Origin of the sequence: Streptomyces sp. NPDC126497, assembly GCF_040302425.1 — a bacterium.
In the GTDB taxonomy this organism is placed as follows: Bacteria; Actinomycetota; Actinomycetes; order Streptomycetales; family Streptomycetaceae; genus Streptomyces.
The window spans coordinates 39,338-56,432 of record NZ_JBEORT010000019.1 but is presented as its reverse complement, the minus strand read 5'-3'; the positions used below and the strand labels follow the sequence as shown (position 1 = coordinate 56,432).

Below are 17,095 nucleotides of genomic sequence, written 5' to 3'. Positions count from 1 at the left end.
GGTTCAAATTATCCGGCGTGGAGGATGTGCGCGGAGGTCGTGCGGAGGGGCACAGGGCCGGTTTCCCGCGCCCCCTGGGGCTCGCCCCGCCTCCCTATTACGATCAGCTGATCCGTTCGTCCCACTCCTCCTCTCCCGAAGGACACTCCCATGGGCTCCGCCAAGAAGAGCAGCGCGGCACGTTCGGCACGCATAGAGGAGATGCGGCGCGCCGAGCAGGCCCGCGAGCGCCGCAACCGGCTCCTCGTCATCGCCGCCGGTGTGGTGGTCGTCGCCGGGCTCGTCGCCGGCAGCGTGGTGCTCGTCCAGTCGCAGTCGGACGACGACGGCGGCGCGGCCGCCGACTCCAAGAACTCGGGCAGCTTCGTCACGGACGCCGACGGCGTGCGGAAGTGGCAGGGCGAGCTGGGGCGCAACCACGTGACCAAGGCGGTGGACTACCCCGTCTCGCCCCCGGTCGGCGGCGACCACAACCCGGCGTGGATGAACTGCAACGGCGATGTCTACACCGACGAGATCAACGACACCAACGCCGTGCACTCGCTGGAGCACGGCGCCGTGTGGGTGACGTACAACGCCTCGGCCGGGAAGGCGGACGTCGACGCGCTCGCGGCGAAGGTGAAGAAGACGCCGTACACGCTGATGAGCCCGGTGGACGACCAGAAGGACCCGATCGTGCTGTCCGCCTGGGGGCACCAGCGGACGGTGACCGGGGCGGAGGACCCGAACGTGGACGCCTTCTTCGAGAAGTTCGTCCAGGGGGAGCAGACGCCCGAGCCGGGGGCCGCCTGCACCAACGGGCTGTCCAAGTGAGGCAGGTCGGACTGATCGCGGGGGCCGCGGCCCTGGCACTGGTCGCGGCCGGGGCGATCACCTACGCGGTGGCCGGGGACGAGGGGTCCTCGGCCGCGGTCCCGGCCGCGGAGTCCGCGGACGCCGGGTTCGCCCGGGACATGGCCGTGCACCACCAGCAGGCCGTCGAGATGTCGTACGTCGTGCGGGACCGCACGGACGACGAGGAGGTCCGGCGGCTCGCCTACGACATCGCCCAGACGCAGGCCAACCAGCGCGGCATGCTGCTGGGCTGGCTGGACCTGTGGGAGCTGCCCAAGGTGTCCGCGGACCCGCCGATGACCTGGATGGGCATGGCGGACGCGGCCCCCGGGAAGGACGGGGCGCTGATGCCGGGGATGGCGACCAACACCGAGATGAAGCGGCTGGGGTCGCTGGGCGGGGAGCGGGCGGAGGTCTTCTACCTGCAGCTCATGACGGACCACCACAAGGGCGGGGTCCACATGGCCCAGGCCTGCGTCCGCGCCTGCGAGGTCGGGGCCGGGAAGCGGCTCGCGCGGGGGATGGTGGAGGGACAGGAGTCGGAGATCGCGCTGATGGCGGAGATGCTGGAGCGGCGGGGGGCGGCGGCCCGGCCGTGACGGACGGGACTCCGGGACATCGCGTCGCTTTGACGATTACACTGGGCCCGTGCCTCAACTACGTCTCGCCCTGAATCAGATCGACTCGCGCGTCGGCGACCTCACCGGCAACGCCGAAACGATCGTCCGCTGGACCCGGCGCTCCGCCGAGCAGGGGGCGCACCTCGTGGCGTTCCCCGAGATGGCGCTGACCGGGTATCCCGTCGAGGACCTCGCCCTGCGGTCGTCCTTCGTGGAGGCTTCGCGGGCGGCGCTGCGCTCGCTGGCCGCGCGGCTCGCGGAGGAGGGGTTCGGGGACCTTCCGGTGGTCGTCGGGTACCTCGACCGCAGCGCCGCCGCCCAGCCGAAGTACGGGCAGCCGGCCGGTGCGCCGCAGAACGCGGGCGCCGTGCTGTACGGGGGTGAGGTGGTGCTGGGCTACGCCAAGCACCACCTGCCGAACTACGGCGTCTTCGACGAGTTCCGGTACTTCGTGCCCGGCGACACCCTGCCGGTGGTGCGGGTGCGCGGGGTCGACGTCGCCCTCGCCATCTGCGAGGACCTGTGGCAGGACGGGGGGCGGGTGCCGGCGGCGCGGTCGGCGCGGGCCGGGCTGCTGCTGTCGGTCAACGCCTCGCCGTACGAGCGGGACAAGGACGACACCCGGCTGGAGCTGGTGCGCAAGCGGGCGCAGGAGGCCGGGTGCACGACCGCGTACCTCGCGATGACGGGCGGGCAGGACGAGCTGGTCTTCGACGGGGACTCGATCGTGGTGGACCGTGACGGCGAGGTCGTGACGCGTGCGCCGCAGTTCGCCGAGGCGTGCGTCGTGGTCGATCTCGAGCTCCCGGCGGCGGAGCCGGACGCGCCGACGGGCGTGGTCGACGACGGGCTGCGGATCGACCGGGTCGTGCTGTCGGAGGAGCCCGTGCCCGCGTACGACGCCTCGTCGGCCGGGGGGTACGCCGAGCGGCTCGACGACGAGGAGGAGGTGTACTCCGCGCTGGTGGCCGGACTGCGGGCGTACGTCGAGAAGAACGGGTTCCGGTCGGTGCTGATCGGGCTGTCCGGGGGGATCGACTCGGCGCTGGTCGCCGCGCTCGCCTGTGACGCGCTCGGGGCGGAGAACGTGTACGGCGTGTCGATGCCGTCGAAGTACTCCTCGGAGCACTCGAAGGACGACGCGGCGGAGCTGGCGCGGCGGACGGGACTGAACCACCGGACGGTCTCGATCGAGCCGATGTTCGACGCGTACATGGGGGCGCTGGGGCTGACGGGGCTGGCGGAGGAGAACCTGCAGTCGCGGCTGCGGGGGACGCTGCTGATGGCGATCTCCAACCAGGAGGGGCACATCGTGCTGGCGCCGGGGAACAAGTCGGAGCTGGCGGTGGGGTACTCGACGCTGTACGGGGACTCCGTGGGGGCGTACGGGCCGATCAAGGACGTGTACAAGACGTCGGTGTTCCGGCTGGCCGAGTGGCGCAACCGGGCGGCGGCGGAGCGGGGGGAGACGCCGCCGATCCCGGAGAACTCGATCTCCAAGCCGCCGAGCGCGGAGCTGCGGCCGGGGCAGGTGGACACGGACTCGCTGCCGGACTACCCGGTGCTGGACGCGATCCTGGCGCTGTACGTGGACGGGGACCGGGGGGCGGACGAGATCGTGGCGGCCGGGTTCGACGCGGAGCTGGTGACGCGGACGCTGCGGATGGTGGACCGGGCGGAGTACAAGCGGCGGCAGTACCCGCCGGGTACGAAGATCTCCCCGAAGGGCTTCGGCAAGGACCGCCGCCTGCCGGTCACGAACGGCTGGCGCGAGGGGGCGCGCGTCTGACGCGCTTCTGCGGGGTGCCGGTGCGGTCCGGTGGGGGCGGTGGAGCCGCCACCGGACCGCACCGGCGCGGGGGCCCGGCGACGCGGGGACCCGGCCCCGCGGTTCTCAGGCCTCCGGGGGGACGAGCTTCAGGCGGGCCGCGATGGGCAGGTGGTCGCTCGCCGTGGCCGGGAGGGTCCAGGAGCTCTCCGGCTCGGCGCCCTTCACCAGGATCTGGTCGATCCGCGCCATCGGGAACGACGCCGGCCAGCTGAAGCCGAAGCCGCTGCCCACGGCGCCCTGGGTGGAGCGCATCTGGGAGGTGACGGCGTTCAGGGCGCGGTCGTTCATCGTGCCGTTCAGGTCGCCGAGCAGGACCACGTTCGGCAGGGGTTCGTCGGCGATGGCCTCCCCCAGCGCGTCGGCGCTCTTGTCCCGCTGGCGGGCCGTGAAGCCGGCCTCCAGCTTCACCCGGACGGAGGGGAGGTGGGCGACGTAGACGGCGACCCGGCCGGCGGGGGCGGTCACCGTGGCGCGCATCGCGCGCTTCCAGCCGAGGCGGATGTCGACCGCCTTCACGTCGCTCAGGGGGTACTTGCTCCACAGACCGACGGTGCCGACCACCGCGTGGTGCTCGTACGTCGACTCCAGCGCCCGCTCGTACGTCGGGACCTGTGACGCCTTCAGCTCCTCCAGGGCCAGGACGTCCGCGCCCGAGGCGGCCACGTCGCGGGCGGTGGCGGACGGGTCCGGGTTGTCGGCGTTGACGTTGTGCGTGGCCACCGTCAGGTCGCCGCCGGTGGCGGTCTTGTCGGTGAGCAGACCGCCGAAGAGGTTCAGCCAGACCGCCACCGGCAGGATCGTCGCGATCAGTGCCGTGGCCGACCTGCGGATCAGGCCGAGGACGATCAGCACGGGGATCAGCAGGCCGAGCCAGGGGAGGAAGGTGTCCACCAGGCTGCCCAGGTTGCCGATCGCGTTGGGGATGCGGGTGTGGGCCACCATGGCCAGGGCCGTCAGGACCGAGCAGGCGGCCACGACGAGGCCGCGGCGCCAGATGCGGCGGTCGCCGCGCCATCCCCGGGTGAGGCGGGCCCACAGGCGCCGGAGCCGGGTGGGCCGCGGCTCGGGCCCCGAACCGCCGTCGTCCGTCTCCGTCACGTACGCCTGCTGCGCCATACCGTCGCCTCACAACCTGCCGTGCACACCGTCGCCCCCGTGTCCGTACGACCCTAGGGGATGATCGGTTCCGTTCCTGCCGCCCCTCGACGGCCGTACGGGGGCGAGGACGTGCGAGGGCGCCCGGGGAGTTCCGGGCGGGGGCGGGAAAGGTTCCCTCTGTGACGAAACGCGCACATCGCGGCTATCCGTCGACGGGGCGCAGACCCTGGAGGAGGGTGTCGACCACCTGTGCGGCGAGATCGTCCGGGAGGTCGGCGTCGGGACGCAGGACGGTGCGCACGAGGAGGGGGCCCACCACGATGTCGTTGAGGACCTCCAGGTCGACGTCGGCGCGCAGTTCGCCGTTCTCCCGGCCCCGGCGCAGCACCTCCAGGCCGAGCCTGCGGCGCGGCAGGATGACGGTGTCGTGGTAGGCGGCCCAGAGGTTGGGGCTGCTCTTCACCTGGGCGCGCACGGTGTGCAGGACCGCCGAGGTGCGGCCGGCCAGACCGCGCAGCCGCAGCGACTCCAGCAGGACGACGAGGTCGTCGCGCATGGAGGTGCCGGGGAGTTCCGGGTCCAGGGGCTCCGCGGCGCGCAGGACGTCGACGAGGAGTTCCTCCTTGCCGCTCCAGCGGCGGTAGATGGTGGCCTTGCCGACGCCGGCGGTGCGGGCGATGCGCTCGATGGAGAGCTCCGCGAGCGGCACGCCGTCCTCCAGGAGCTTCATCACCCCCTCGACGATGGCGCGTTCGACCGCCTGGCTGCGGGGGCGGCCCCGCGCGGGACCGCCCTGCCGGGAATCGGTGTCGGCCGGGCTCACGTCGTCGGGTCCTTTCGGTGGGCTGGAACGATTCTCCCCGGCGGCCGGCGGGGACCGTCCACCGCCCCGGGGGTTCTCAGTCCGCCGTCGGCACCAGCTCCCGTCCCTCCCGGTCCCCTTCGGACGCGGGCGCCCGGCCGGGCAGGAACACGGCGACGACGACCGCGCCCAGCACCGCGACGCCCGCCCCCCACAGCGAGGTGACGTGCATGGCGTGCAGGAACGCGTCGTCGGCCGCGCCGACCAGGGGTTCGCCGCGCGCGCCCAGCCGCTCCGCCACGGCCAGGGTGGCCTCGATGGACTCGCCGGCGGCGTGCCGCGCGCCGGGCGGCAGCAGACCGAGCTCGTCCTCGATGTCGTTGCGGTAGGCGGTGGACAGCACCGAGCCGAGCACGGCGATGCCGAGGGCGCCGCCGACCTGGCGGAAGGTGTTGCTGAGGGCGGAGGCCGAGCCGGCCTTCTCACGGGGCAGGGCCTGCATGATGAGGACGCTGACCGGCGTCATCACGTGCGCCATGCCGGCACCCATGAAGAAGAAGACGGCCTCCAGGATCCAGATCGGCGTGTCCCCGTCCAGGAGGGCGAAGGCGGCCAGCGTCGCCGCCAGCACCACCAGACCGGCGGTCGTGGTGGCCTTGTCGCCGAAGCGGTCCACCAGGAGGCGGGCCCGGGGCGCGAAGACCAGCTGGGCGACGGCCAGCGGCAGCAACAGCAGGCCCGTCTCCAGCGGCGAGTAGCCGCGCACGCTCTGGGTGTAGAACACGGCGAAGAACGTCACGCCCATCAGCGCGAAGAAGACCAGGGTGATCGCGACGATCGCGGCGGAGAACACCTTGTTCCGGAAGAAGGACACGTCGATCGACGGGTGGTCGCTGCGCTTCTCGACCACCACGAACGCGGTGAGCAGGCCGAGACCGGCGCCGATCGTCGAGAGCACGGTGACGTCGGTGAAGTCGGCGAGCCGGCCGCCCCTGATGATGCCGTGGACCAGCAGGACCAGCCCGGCCACGGACAGGACGACGCCGACGGGGTCGATCCGGCCCGGGTTCGGATCGCGGGAGTCGGGGACCAGCCAGAGCATCAGGACGACGGCGAGGACGACGATGGGCGCGTTGACGAGGAAGACCGAGCCCCACCAGAAGTGCTCCAGCAGGACCCCGCCGGTGATCGGGCCGACGGCGATGGCGAGGCCCACGCCGCCCGCCCAGACACCGATGGCCTTGGGCTGCTCGTCGCGTTCGAAGACGTTCATCAGCACGGCCAGGGTGGCCGGCATGACGAACGCGGCGCCCAGGCCCATCATCGCGCGGAAGCCGATCAGCTCGGCCGGCGAGCCGGAGAACGCGGCGAGCGCCGAGCCGGCGCCGAACACGACGAGACCGCCGATCAGCACCTTCTTGCGGCCGAGCCGGTCGCCCAGCAGCCCCGCGGTGAAGAGCAGGCCGGCGAAGACGAGGGTGTAGGCGTTGATCGCCCACTCCAGCTCGCCCTGCGTGGCGCCCAGGCCGGTGGGGGCGGGGGTGGAGATCGTCCTGATGGCGACGTTCAGGATCGAGTTGTCGAGCACGACGATCAGCAGGCTCAGCATCAGCACGCCGAGGATCGCCCAGCGGCGCCGGTGGACGGCCTCGGGGACCCGGCGGACGGGGGCGGCAGGAGAAGTCATGCGGTCCAGACTAACCATTTCCGATACGAGACCGTCTCGTATCGGAAGCGTTTCGCCCGGATCCCGCCCGAACACCGCACGGCGGAACTCACAGGGGGGCCTCTGGCCCTCCCGGGGGCGAGGTGCCACCATGGAGACGGTCCGGGGACGCCGTCAGGGCGCCTCGAGATGACGTGTTGGGAGACGGTTCCATGACGCAGCTTTCCGCTGCCCGGACCGGGGCGACCCCCGGTTCCCCCTCCGACGGGAAGACCCTGTACGGGGGCAAGGGCACGCGCCGCATCACTGTCCGCGACATCGCAGCCGCCAAGGAGCGCGGCGAGAAGTGGCCCATGCTGACCGCGTACGACGCGATGACCGCGTCCGTGTTCGACGAGGCCGGCATCCCGGTCATGCTGGTCGGCGACTCCGCGGGCAACTGCCACCTCGGGTACGAGACCACCGTGCCCGTCACCCTGGACGAGATGACCATGCTGTCCGCCGCGGTCGTACGGGGCACCTCGCGCGCCCTGATCGTGGGCGACCTGCCCTTCGGCTCCTACCAGGAGGGACCGGTGCAGGCGCTGCGCTCGGCGACCCGGCTGGTCAAGGAGGCCGGTGTCGGCGCCGTGAAGCTGGAGGGCGGCGAGCGGTCGCACCGGCAGATCGAGCTGCTGGTGGAGTCCGGGATCCCGGTGATGGCCCACATCGGGCTGACGCCGCAGTCGGTGAACGCCATGGGCTACCGGGTGCAGGGGCGGGGCGAGGAGGCGGCACAGCAGCTGCTGCGGGACGCCAAGGCCGTGCAGGACGCGGGGGCGTTCGCGGTGGTGCTGGAGCTGGTGCCGGCGGAGCTGGCGGCCGAGGTGACGCGGGTGCTGCAGATCCCCACCGTCGGGATCGGTGCGGGGCCGCACACGGACGCGCAGGTGCTGGTGTGGACCGACATGCTGGGGCTGACGGGGGGACGGGTGCCGAAGTTCGTGAAGCGGTACGCCGATCTGCGTGAGGTCATGAGCGGGGCGGCGAAGGCGTTCGCCGAGGACGTGGTCGGCGGGACGTTCCCGGAGGAGGCGCACTCCGTCCACTGAGCGTCCGCGCCGCCGCTGAGCCACTGCCGCACCACCCGCCGGCCCCGTCGATCTTCCCCCGTCGACGGGGCCGGCGCACGTCCGGGCCGGGCGGGGGTGAGGGGTGTCGGGGGCTGTCGGCGGGATGTCGGTGGTTTGTCGGCGGACACCGGCACGGTTCTCGGCATGAAGCGAAACGACAATGACCCGGGGGGCGCGGGGAGCGCCGTCACCGTGCGGGGGCTGGTCAAGCACTACGGGGAGACCAAGGCGCTGGACGGGGTCGACCTGGAGGTGCGCGAGGGCACCGTGATGGGGGTGCTCGGACCGAACGGGGCCGGGAAGACCACCCTGGTGCGGATCCTGTCGACCCTGCTCACGCCGACCGCCGGGCACGCCACCGTCGCCGGGTACGACGTGGTCCGCCAGCCGAGGCAGCTGCGCCGGGTGATCGGGCTGACCGGGCAGTACGCCTCCGTGGACGAGAAGCTCCCGGGCTGGGAGAACCTGTACCTGATCGGGCGGCTGCTCGACCTGTCCCGCAAGGAGGCCCGTTCCCGCGCCGACGAGCTGCTGGAGCGGTTCTCGCTCACCGAGGCGGCCCGGCGGCCGGCCGCCACCTACTCCGGCGGTATGCGGCGGCGCCTGGACCTGGCCGCCTCGATGATCGGCCGGCCGGCCGTGCTGTACCTGGACGAGCCGACCACGGGACTGGACCCCCGCACCCGCAACGAGGTGTGGGACGAGGTCAAGCGGCTGGTCGGGGACGGGGTGACGGTGCTGCTGACCACCCAGTACATGGAGGAGGCCGAGCAGCTCGCCTCCGAACTGACCGTCGTGGACCGCGGCAGGGTCATCGCGAACGGCGGCATCGAGGAGCTGAAGGCCAAGGTCGGCGGTCGTACGCTGCGGGTCCGCCCGGCCGACCCGCTGCAGCTGCGCCCGCTGGCGGACGCCCTGGACACGCTGGGCCTCACCGGGCTCGCCACGACCACCGTGGACGCCGAGCGGGGCGCCGTGCTCGTCCCGGTGCTCAGTGACGAGCAGCTGACCGCCGTGGTCGGCGCGGTCACCGCGCGCGGCATCACGCTGAGCTCCATCACCACCGAACTTCCCAGCCTGGACGAGGTGTTCCTGTCCCTCACCGGCCACCGCGCCAGTGCCCCGCAGGACGCCGTGCCCGCCGGGACCCGCGAGGAGGCCGTCGCCGTATGAGTGCCGTCACCGCCACCACGACCGACCTCCGCGCGGACGCGCGGATCCCGTTGCGCGCCCATCTGCGGCACACCGGGGCACTGGTGCGTCGCAATCTGCTGTGGATACGGCAGGACCCGGAGTCGATGTTCGACGCCGTGCTGTTCCCGATCGTCTTCACCCTGTTGTTCGTGTACGTCTTCGGCGGCTCCATCGGGCAGTCGCTGGGCGGCGGGCAGCAGGCCTACGTGCAGTACATCGTGCCCGGCCTGATGGCCATGATGGGCATGAACATGGCCCAGGGGGTGGGCACCGGGTTCAACCAGGACTTCAACACCGGGGTCATGGACCGCTTCCGGTCGCTGCCGATCGGGCGCGGCTCGGTGCTGTTCGCCAAGATCTCCGTCGAGATGGTGCGGATGCTGATCGCCACCGCCATCCTGCTGGTCGTCGGTGTGCTCGTCGGCTTCGACATCGGCAACTGGCCGGGGCTGTTCGCCGCCGTGGGGCTGTCCGCGGTGTTCGGCTCGGCACTGATGTGGATCTTCCTCACCCTGGGTGTGGTGATGAAGAACGCGCAGTCGGTGCAGGCGATGGGCTTCCTGGTGCTGATGCCGCTGCAGTTCGGTTCGTCGATCTTCGCGCCGACCCGGTCGATGCCGGGCTGGCTGGAGTCCTTCACCCAGGTCAACCCGCTGTCCGCGCTGGCGGACGCCTCGCGCGGACTGATGGTGGGCGGCCCGGTCGCCCACGACCTGTGGATGACCCTGGCCTGGTCGGTGGGGATCACCGCGGTGATGGCACCGGTCGCGATCCGCGCGTTCCGTACGAAGACCTGATCACTCCGGTCCCAGCAGGGCGCCGGCCTCCTCCTGGGGCAGGCCGGCGCCCTCGGCGTACGCGGCCTCGCACGCCGCGCCGCCGAGTGCCGCCCGGGCGCGCGCCTCGGCCCGGGCGCGCGCCTCGCGTTCCACGAGCCCGGCCCGGTGTTCGGGCGGCAGCCAGGAGTCGGCGGCGCCGATGCAGCGGGCCGCGTCCCGGGCGCGCCGCCCGCCGTCGACCCCGGCGAGGGCGACGGCGCCCAGGGTGAGGTACGCCGCGCGCATGTGGGGCGCCATGGCGGCGGACAGCGGATCGCCCGCCTGCCGGACCGCCTCGCGCAGGACGGCCAGGGCCCGCTCGTCGTTGCCCTCGGTCACCTCCAGCCAGCCCTCGGCGCCGAGGATGAACGCGTCGAAGACCACGTAGTGCGCGATGCGGAACTCCTCGCGCAGGGCCCGCAGGTGTTGCCGGGCCTCCGCCGTGCGCCCGGTCGCGCAGAGCCAGCCGGCCAGGAAGAGCCGGGCGGCGGGCAGGGCCTCGAGGTGCCGGCCCTTCGTGCTGTCGATGACCTCGCGCAGCAGCCGCTCACCGCGCTCCGTCTCCCCCGCCTCCAGCAGCGCGCTGCCCAGCCGGGCGGTGAGCACGGCCGTGTGGGCCCGGGCGCCGAGGCGGTCGGCGTGCTCGATCGCCGCCTCGTAGTCCGCGGCGGCCTCCCGGTGCTCGCCGGCGCGTTCGCGGGCCTCGCCGCGCGCGGAGAGGGCCTCGGCGATGCCCCAGGTGTCGCCGAGCCGGCGGTGGATCTCCAGGGCCTCGTCGGCGTCGCGGCGGGCGTCGCCGGCCCAGTCGCTGCGGTTGGCGAGGAAGTTGGCGCGCAGCTGGAGGTTGCAGGCCAGCTCCCACTCGAACCCGGGGGTCGCCCGGCAGGTGCGGATGGCCTCGTCGACCACGTGGCGCAGCCGCTCCATGTCACCGGTCAGCATCACGGCGAACACCCAGAGCAGGCCGGGCGGCCGGCAGACCTGCGGCATGCCCGGCTCGTACGTCGCGCCGACGAGGCGCAGCTTGTGCTGGGCCTGCGGGGTCTGCCAGTCGTCGAGTTCGGTGTCCATGTGGGCCAGGTGGGCCAGGTGCACCCCGCGGCGGGCCTCGGCGAGGACCTCGCCGGTCATCGGGGGCGGGGCGTCGGTGCAGCGCTGCCACAACGGGGCGGCGGGCCGCACCGGTTCGGCGAACGGGTCGGGGGCGAGGGCCATCACCTCGGTGCACCAGTTGCGGGCCTCGATGCGCAGGTCGCGCATCTGCCAGTACCAGACGAGCGACAGGGTGATGCAGAGCGCCTCCTGCTCGTCGCGCAGGGCGAGGGCGTGGCGCAGGGCCGTGCGCACGTTCTCGTACTCCCGCTCCAGCAGGGTGATGGCGGCCACCTGGTCCGGGCCGCGCAGCATCGGCTCGGTGGTGCGGGCGAGTTCACGGAAGTACGTCAGGTGCGCCCGCTCGGCCCCGGGGCGCCGGCCGGACTCGTCGAGGCGTTCGCCGGCGTACTCGGCGACGGTCTCCAGGAGCCGGTAGCGCATCCCGCCGTCCTCCGAAGGGGCGGCCACCACCAGGGACTTGTCGACGAGGGAGCCGAGCGCGTCGAGCGCGGCCGGTCCGCAGACGGCCTCGGCGGCGGCGAGGTCGCAGCCGCCCGCGAAGACCGACAGCCGGCCCAGGACGTCGCGTTCGTCCGTGTCGAGCAGGTCCCAGGACCAGTCGACGACGGCCCGCAGGGTCTGCTGCCGGGGCAGGACGGTGCGGCTGCCGGAGGTGAGCAGCCGGAAGCGGTCGTCGAGCCGGTCGGCGATCTGGCGGGGGGTGAGCATCCGCAGCCGGGCGGCGGCGAGTTCGATGGCCAGCGGCAGTCCGTCGAGGCGGCGGCAGATCTCCGCGCAGGCCGCCGCGGTGTCCTCGTCGGCGTCGGTGCGGAAGCCGGGGCGGGCGGCGGCCCCCCGGTCGGCGAGCAGGCGCAGCGCGACCGGCTCGGGCAGCGGCTCCACCGGGCGCAGCAGTTCGCCGCGCACACCGAGGGGTTCGCGGCTGGTGGCGAGGACGGTGAGGCCGGGGCAGCGTTCCAGCAGCGTCTCGACGAGGCGGGCGGCGGCCAGGGCGACGTGTTCGCAGTTGTCGAGGATCAGCAGCATGCGGCGCGGGCCGCAGTGCTCGGCGAGGCGCTCCACGGGGTCGGCGTGCCGGTCGGTGACGGCCCGCATGCTCTCGGCGCCGGCGCCGTACAGCACGGTCTCGCGGGCGCCGACGGCGGTGAGGACGGCCTCGGGGACGGCGTCGGGGTCGTCGACCGGGGCGAGCTCGGCGAGCCACACCCCGTCGGGCATGCCCTGCCGTACGGTCTCGGCGGCCTCCTGCGACAGCCGGGTCTTGCCGGCCCCGCCCGGTCCGAGGAGGGTCACCAGCCGGGCGGCGGCGAGGTCGGCGCGGATGGTCCCGATGTCGGCCTCCCGGCCGACGAACGAGGTCAGCCGGGCCCGCAGGTTGCCGGGCGGCGCGCTCCCCCGGCCGCGGGACGCGGGCTGCGGCGGCCCGGGGTCCAGCAGCTCGGCGTGGAGCGCGCGCAGTTCGGCGCCGGGGTCGGAGCCGAGGCGGTCCGCGAGCAGGCGCCGTACGTCCTCGTAGGCGGCCAGGGCCTCGGCGGTGCGGCCGGTGTCGCGCAGGGCGCGCAGCCGCAGCACCTGGAGGGGTTCGTCCAGGGGGTGGCCGTCGCACAGCGCGGTCAGCTCGGGCAGGGACTGCTCGGCCTCGCCGAGGGCGAGCGCGGCGGCGTGCCGGCCGCGCAGCGCGTCCAGGTGCCGGGTCGCCAGGCGGGCCGCTTCGGCGGTGCGGTCGGGCAGGCCGGCGAGGGCGGGGCCGCGCCACAGGGCGAGGGCGTCGTCGAGGACGGCGGCCGCCTTCGCCGGGTCGCCGTCGGCCAGGGCGCGCAGGCCGTCGCCGGCCAGCCGCTCGAAGCGGTGCAGGTCGATGTCGTCGGGCGCGGCGGTCAGCCGGTAGCCGCCGTCGACGGAGGCCACCGCGTCCGCGCCGAGCACCCGGCGCAGCCGCCCCACCAGCGCCTGCAGCGCCCCGGTCGCGTCGGCCGGCGGATCCGCCTCCCCCCAGACCTCGTCGACCAGCAGGCCCACGGGCACGGTGCGGCCGGGCCGCAGCGCGAGCACGGTCAGCAGGGCGCGCAGCCGCGCCCCGCCCACCGGGACGACGGTGCCGTCGGGGCGGAGTGCCTGGGTGGTGCCGAGGATGCGGTAGCGCACGGGGTTCATTGTCTCCGGTGGTGGCGGCGGGGGTCACGGGGCCCGGTCGGCGTGGCCGTCCCCACCCTGCGCGGAACCGGCCGCCGGCGCGAGACGTTTTCCGGGTGCGCCCGGTACGGTCGGGCGGTCCCCCACGCGTCCGCCGTGCGCCCGACAGTCCAGGGAGTCCCATGACCACCGCCGCCACCCGTCACAGCGACCGGAGGATCAGTCCGGTCTTCCTGGGCATCCTGGCCGTGACGGCGGTGACCGGGTGGGCCACCTGGACCGGGTTCGCCGAGCAGCCCGGGGTCGCCGTGTTCCTGTTCGTGACGGCCGCCTGGATCGTCTCGCTGTGCCTGCACGAGTACGCGCACGCGCGCACCGCCCTGCACGGCGGCGACATATCGGTCGGTGCGAAGGGCTACCTCACGCTGAACCCGCTGAAGTACACCCACGCCCTGCTGAGCATCGTGCTCCCGGTCGTCTTCGTGATCATGGGCGGGATCGGTCTGCCGGGCGGCGCCGTGTTCATCGAGCGCGGACGGATCCGGGGGCGCCTGCGGCACAGCCTGATCTCGGCGGCGGGCCCGCTGACGAACGTGCTGTTCGCCGTCGTGTGCACGGCGCCGTTCTGGCTGGACGCGCTGGACGGCGTGCCGGCCGACTTCCGGTTCGCGCTGGCCTTCCTCGCCCTGCTCCAGGTGACGGCCGCGATCCTGAACTCCCTGCCGGTACCGGGTCTCGACGGCTACGGCGTGATCGAGCCGTGGCTGTCGCACGGCGTGAGGCGGCAGGTGGAGCCGTTCGCCCCGTTCGGCCTGCTGCTGGTGTTCGCGCTGCTGTGGGTGCCGTCGGTGAACGGCGCGTTCTTCGACGTGGTCGACGCGCTGCTGGGGACGCTGGGCATCCACGAGTTCGACACGTACTGCGGTTACGAGCTGTTCCGCTTCTGGCGCGGCGGGAACGACTTCTGCGCGGTCAGCCCGTGACGGAGCCGCTGCGCGCCGTCGCCCGCCCGCGCCGCACGTAGTACCAGGTCATGTTGGACGACAGCCCCGCCAGCAGCACCCAGACCACGCCGACGAACACGCCGCCCCGGACGAAGGAGACGACGGCCGCGGCGACGGCGAGGAGGCAGACGGCGAGGGCGTAGAGGGCGAGGCGGGGCATGGCGGGAGGCTCCTGTCGGGGGACACTGGCTACGGCGTCCAGTGTCCCCCATCGCCTCATACGTCCGTGACGCGGAGCCCGGCGTGCGCCTTGTAGCGGCGGTTGACCGAGATCAGGTTGGCGACCAGCGACTCCACCTGGTGGGCGTTGCGCAGCCGTCCGGCGAAGACGCCCCGCATGCCCGGGATGCGTCCGGCCAGCGCCTGCACGATCTCGACGTCGGCGCGGGCCTCGCCGAGCACCATCACGTCGGTGTCGATCTCGTCGATCCCCGGGTCCTGGAGCAGTACGGCCGACAGGTGGTGGAAGGCGGCGGTGACCCGGGAGTCCGGGAGCAGCGCGGCGGCCTGCTGGGCGGCGCTGCCCTCCTCGGGCTTCAGCGCGTAGGCACCCTGCTTGTCGAAGCCGAGCGGGTTGACGCAGTCCACGACGAGCTTGCCGGCCAGCTCCTCGCGCAGGGACTCCAGGGTCCTGGCGTGGCCGTCCCAGGGCACGGCGACGATCACGACGTCGCTGCGCCGGGCGGTCTCGGCGTTGTCGGCGCCCTCGACGCCGTGCCCGAGCTCCTCGGCGGCGTCCCGGGCGCGCTCGGCGGCGCGGGAGCCGATGATCACCTTCTGGCCGGCCTTGGCGAGCCGGTACGCGAGGCCCTTGCCCTGCGGTCCGGTGCCGCCGAGCACGCCGACGACGAGCCCGGACACGTCGGGCAGGTCCCAGGGGTCCTTGGCGGGGGCCTTCGCGGGCTGCTGTGCGCTGTCACTGGAGGTCATGGACCGACTCTACGTGCGGGACGGCACCGCGTCCGGCGGGCGTGAGTCCCGTCACGGCGTCCGGGGCCGTGTCCCCGGTTCGGGCGAACCCGGTTCGAACACCGCGACGTGGCGGCGCGGTGGGGGAAGGATGCGGCCGCATGGACGCGGTACGGGTCGCACTGCTGCGGGAAGTGCTCGCCGGGACGGAATGGCTGGGCGCCACCCGGCACTTCGCGGGGACGCTGCGCGGGTCGGTGGTCTCGCACGGCGGCGGGCTGCTGCTCGTGGGCACGCCGGAGTACGAGCCGTGGCACCTGGCGGCCCACCTGGGGGACGAGGCCGCCTGGTCGGGCACGCCGGAGCTGGCCCCCACGCTGGTACGGCACCACGCGCGTCCCTCGGACCCCGCGCACCTGGCGGTGGGCCTGGGGCGCCTGGCGGCGGCGCGGCGGGGGGAGACGCTGCTGGTGGTGACGCCCGGGGAGCCGGCCGCCCCGCTCCTGGAGCGGGTGTGCGACGCCCGCCGGGCCGGGGCGACGGTGCTGTCCCTGGGCCCCGGTGAGGGCGAGCTCCCGGCGATGGCCCACGAGGTCCTGTCCGTGCCCGACGGCTCCGAGCTGGACCTGGACACCGTGCAGCACCTGGTCAGCGCGGCGGCCGGGGAGGACGCCCGGCCGGCCCGCCGGGGTCCGCGCCGCTTCCGGGACCGGCTGTCGCGGCTGGCCGACCTGCTGACGGCCCCGCCGCCCGCGCGCTGGTAGGGCGCCGGCGCGGTCAGCCGTCGTCCCGGCCGCCCGCGGGGGCGTCGTGCCACTTGGGGTCGTTCTCCCACTGGAGGTCGCGTTCGCGGGCCGTCTCCATGGCGTGCTCGGCCTCGGTGCGGCTCGCGTACGGGCCGAAGCGGTCCTTGGCGGGGCATTCGGGGCCCTCCTCGACCTTCTTGTGCTGCAGGCAGTAGTACCACTCGCCCGGCTTTCCGACCGTCCGCTTCTTGAACAGGGGCATGACCGGCTCCTCTCACCGTCTCTCCGTCCCACCAGGGAGATGGTCCCCCGTCGACGCTGAATTAGACTCGCCGGCATGTATGGCCAGTCGCTGCTCGTCCCCGGGGAACTGTCCCCCACCCGTGCCGTGCCCGGGAACATCCGTCGTCCCGAGTACGTCGGCAAGCCCGCCCCCACGCCGTACACCGGTCCGGAGGTGCAGACGCCCGAGACGGTCGAGGCGATGCGCACCGCGGGCCGGATCGCGGCGCGGGCGATGGCGGAGGCCGCGAAGCTGATCGCGCCCGGCGTCACGACGGACGAACTGGACCGGGTGGCGCACGAGTACATGTGCGACCACGGCGCCTACCCGTCGACGCTCGGCTACCGCGGCTTCCCCAAGTCGCTGTGCACGTCGGTCAACGAGGTCATCTGTCACGGCATCCCGGACTCGACGGTGCTGCGCGACGGCGACATCGTCAACCTGGACGTGACGGCGTACATCGGCGGGGTGCACGGCGACAACAACGCCACGTACCTGGTCGGTGAGGTGGACGAGGAGAGCCGTCTGCTGGTGGAGCGGACCCGGGAGTCCCTCCACCGTGCGATCAAGGCGGTCAAGCCGGGCCGGCAGATCAACGTCATCGGCCGGGTGATCGAGTCGTACGCCAAGCGCTTCGGCTACGGCGTGGTCCGCGACTTCACGGGCCACGGCATCAACTCGTCCTTCCACTCGGGCCTGATCGTCCCGCACTACGACAGTCCGCACGCGACGACGGTGATGCAGCCGGGGATGACCTTCACCATCGAGCCGATGCTGACGCTGGGGACCCACGAGTACGACATGTGGGACGACGGCTGGACGGTCGTGACGAAGGACCGCAAGCGCACGGCGCAGTTCGAGCACACGCTGGTGGTGACGGACACGGGCGCGGACATCCTGACGCTGCCGTAGGCCACCGTGGGCCGTGT

Annotated in this window: 16 protein-coding genes; 9 read left to right on the top strand and 7 right to left on the bottom strand. The window is 73.4% G+C overall.

All coding sequences use genetic code 11. From position 1 onward, the window contains the following. Nucleotides 1–150: 150 nt before the first annotated feature. The 3 genes from ABTY20_RS12220 to ABTY20_RS12210 are packed head-to-tail and all read left to right on the top strand — an operon-like array spanning nt 151 to nt 3,243. Complete coding sequence (locus ABTY20_RS12220) at nt 151–813, top strand: thioredoxin-like domain-containing protein (RefSeq protein WP_351996896.1); 663 nt, start codon at nt 151–153, stop codon at nt 811–813. Further along, nucleotides 810–1,433: a DUF305 domain-containing protein gene (locus ABTY20_RS12215; protein WP_351996895.1), complete on the top strand. Its 624-nt coding sequence runs from the start codon at nt 810–812 to the stop codon at nt 1,431–1,433. Before ABTY20_RS12220 ends, ABTY20_RS12215 begins: the two co-directional genes overlap by 4 nt. A gap of 49 nt (nt 1,434–1,482) precedes the next feature. Continuing rightward, nucleotides 1,483–3,243, top strand: a complete 1,761-nt coding sequence (locus ABTY20_RS12210; protein ID WP_351996894.1) for an NAD+ synthase — start codon at nt 1,483–1,485, stop codon at nt 3,241–3,243. A 105-nt stretch (nt 3,244–3,348) separates the two neighbouring features. Here the strand turns inward: ABTY20_RS12210 and ABTY20_RS12205 are convergent, their stop codons facing one another. The 3 genes from ABTY20_RS12205 to ABTY20_RS12195 form a co-directional block, all read right to left on the bottom strand. After that, the gene (locus tag ABTY20_RS12205; protein WP_351996893.1) at nt 3,349–4,401 is read right to left on the bottom strand and encodes an endonuclease/exonuclease/phosphatase family protein; all 1,053 of its coding nucleotides are present in this window, start codon (nt 4,399–4,401) and stop codon (nt 3,349–3,351) included. 184 nt (nt 4,402–4,585) lie between these two features. Further along, complete coding sequence (locus ABTY20_RS12200) at nt 4,586–5,206, bottom strand: TetR/AcrR family transcriptional regulator (RefSeq protein ID WP_351996892.1); 621 nt, start codon at nt 5,204–5,206, stop codon at nt 4,586–4,588. Nucleotides 5,207–5,282: 76 nt separating this feature from the next. Next, nucleotides 5,283–6,872: an MFS transporter gene (locus ABTY20_RS12195; RefSeq protein ID WP_351996891.1), complete on the bottom strand. Its 1,590-nt coding sequence runs from the start codon at nt 6,870–6,872 to the stop codon at nt 5,283–5,285. Between the two features lie 191 nt (nt 6,873–7,063). Here ABTY20_RS12195 and panB point away from each other — a divergent pair, with 191 nt between their 5' ends. The 3 genes from panB to ABTY20_RS12180 all read left to right on the top strand — a co-directional run bounded on the left by panB (nt 7,064) and on the right by ABTY20_RS12180 (nt 9,954). Then, the gene (gene panB, locus ABTY20_RS12190; RefSeq protein WP_351996890.1) at nt 7,064–7,942 is read left to right on the top strand and encodes a 3-methyl-2-oxobutanoate hydroxymethyltransferase; all 879 of its coding nucleotides are present in this window, start codon (nt 7,064–7,066) and stop codon (nt 7,940–7,942) included. 165 nt (nt 7,943–8,107) lie between these two features. Then, on the top strand, nt 8,108–9,136 hold the full coding sequence (locus tag ABTY20_RS12185; protein WP_351996889.1) for an ATP-binding cassette domain-containing protein: 1,029 nt from the start codon (nt 8,108–8,110) through the stop codon (nt 9,134–9,136). Then, entirely contained in the window at nt 9,133–9,954 is an 822-nt protein-coding gene (locus tag ABTY20_RS12180) for an ABC transporter permease (protein WP_351996888.1), read from the top strand. Before ABTY20_RS12185 ends, ABTY20_RS12180 begins: the two co-directional genes overlap by 4 nt. On the opposite strand, the gene ABTY20_RS12175 is transcribed toward ABTY20_RS12180, so the two are convergent. Next, entirely contained in the window at nt 9,955–13,245 is a 3,291-nt protein-coding gene (locus ABTY20_RS12175; protein WP_351996887.1) for an AfsR/SARP family transcriptional regulator, read from the bottom strand. Nucleotides 13,246–13,406: 161 nt separating this feature from the next. On the opposite strand from ABTY20_RS12175, the gene ABTY20_RS12170 reads away from it, so the two are divergent. After that, nucleotides 13,407–14,207, top strand: a complete 801-nt coding sequence (locus tag ABTY20_RS12170; RefSeq protein WP_351996886.1) for a site-2 protease family protein — start codon at nt 13,407–13,409, stop codon at nt 14,205–14,207. Here ABTY20_RS12170 and ABTY20_RS12165 read toward each other — a convergent pair. Together ABTY20_RS12165 and npdG are read right to left on the bottom strand one after the other, a co-directional pair. Continuing rightward, complete coding sequence (locus tag ABTY20_RS12165) at nt 14,197–14,388, bottom strand: hypothetical protein (RefSeq protein WP_351996885.1); 192 nt, start codon at nt 14,386–14,388, stop codon at nt 14,197–14,199. The genes ABTY20_RS12170 and ABTY20_RS12165 overlap by 11 nt on opposite strands. A 56-nt stretch (nt 14,389–14,444) precedes the next feature. Further along, the gene (gene npdG / locus ABTY20_RS12160) at nt 14,445–15,158 is read right to left on the bottom strand and encodes an NADPH-dependent F420 reductase (RefSeq protein WP_351996884.1); all 714 of its coding nucleotides are present in this window, start codon (nt 15,156–15,158) and stop codon (nt 14,445–14,447) included. Between the two features lie 140 nt (nt 15,159–15,298). Here npdG and ABTY20_RS12155 point away from each other — a divergent pair, with 140 nt between their 5' ends. Then, entirely contained in the window at nt 15,299–15,901 is a 603-nt protein-coding gene (locus tag ABTY20_RS12155; RefSeq protein WP_351996883.1) for a hypothetical protein, read from the top strand. Nucleotides 15,902–15,914: 13 nt separating this feature from the next. Here the strand turns inward: ABTY20_RS12155 and ABTY20_RS12150 are convergent, their stop codons facing one another. Next, on the bottom strand, nt 15,915–16,145 hold the full coding sequence (locus ABTY20_RS12150; RefSeq protein WP_351996882.1) for a hypothetical protein: 231 nt from the start codon (nt 16,143–16,145) through the stop codon (nt 15,915–15,917). Nucleotides 16,146–16,220: 75 nt separating this feature from the next. Between ABTY20_RS12150 and map the strand changes: the two genes are divergently transcribed. Next, on the top strand, nt 16,221–17,078 hold the full coding sequence (gene map, locus ABTY20_RS12145) for a type I methionyl aminopeptidase (RefSeq protein WP_351996881.1): 858 nt from the start codon (nt 16,221–16,223) through the stop codon (nt 17,076–17,078). Nucleotides 17,079–17,095 lie beyond the last annotated feature (17 nt).

What these genes read in the sequence shown, in the direction of transcription:
- ABTY20_RS12165 (WP_351996885.1), bottom strand. Translation starts at nt 14,388, where the DNA reads ATGCCCCGCCTCGCCCTCTACGCCCTCGCCGTCTGCCTCCTCGCCGTC.
- ABTY20_RS12195 (WP_351996891.1), bottom strand. Translation starts at nt 6,872, where the DNA reads ATGACTTCTCCTGCCGCCCCCGTCCGCCGGGTCCCCGAGGCCGTCCAC.
- ABTY20_RS12180 (WP_351996888.1), top strand. Translation starts at nt 9,133, where the DNA reads ATGAGTGCCGTCACCGCCACCACGACCGACCTCCGCGCGGACGCGCGG.
- ABTY20_RS12175 (WP_351996887.1), bottom strand. Translation starts at nt 13,245, where the DNA reads ATGAACCCCGTGCGCTACCGCATCCTCGGCACCACCCAGGCACTCCGC.
- ABTY20_RS12170 (WP_351996886.1), top strand. Translation starts at nt 13,407, where the DNA reads ATGACCACCGCCGCCACCCGTCACAGCGACCGGAGGATCAGTCCGGTC.
- ABTY20_RS12185 (WP_351996889.1), top strand. Translation starts at nt 8,108, where the DNA reads ATGAAGCGAAACGACAATGACCCGGGGGGCGCGGGGAGCGCCGTCACC.
- map (WP_351996881.1), top strand. Translation starts at nt 16,221, where the DNA reads ATGTATGGCCAGTCGCTGCTCGTCCCCGGGGAACTGTCCCCCACCCGT.
- ABTY20_RS12155 (WP_351996883.1), top strand. Translation starts at nt 15,299, where the DNA reads ATGGACGCGGTACGGGTCGCACTGCTGCGGGAAGTGCTCGCCGGGACG.
- ABTY20_RS12220 (WP_351996896.1), top strand. Translation starts at nt 151, where the DNA reads ATGGGCTCCGCCAAGAAGAGCAGCGCGGCACGTTCGGCACGCATAGAG.
- ABTY20_RS12150 (WP_351996882.1), bottom strand. Translation starts at nt 16,145, where the DNA reads ATGCCCCTGTTCAAGAAGCGGACGGTCGGAAAGCCGGGCGAGTGGTAC.
- npdG (WP_351996884.1), bottom strand. Translation starts at nt 15,158, where the DNA reads ATGACCTCCAGTGACAGCGCACAGCAGCCCGCGAAGGCCCCCGCCAAG.
- ABTY20_RS12205 (WP_351996893.1), bottom strand. Translation starts at nt 4,401, where the DNA reads ATGGCGCAGCAGGCGTACGTGACGGAGACGGACGACGGCGGTTCGGGG.
- panB (WP_351996890.1), top strand. Translation starts at nt 7,064, where the DNA reads ATGACGCAGCTTTCCGCTGCCCGGACCGGGGCGACCCCCGGTTCCCCC.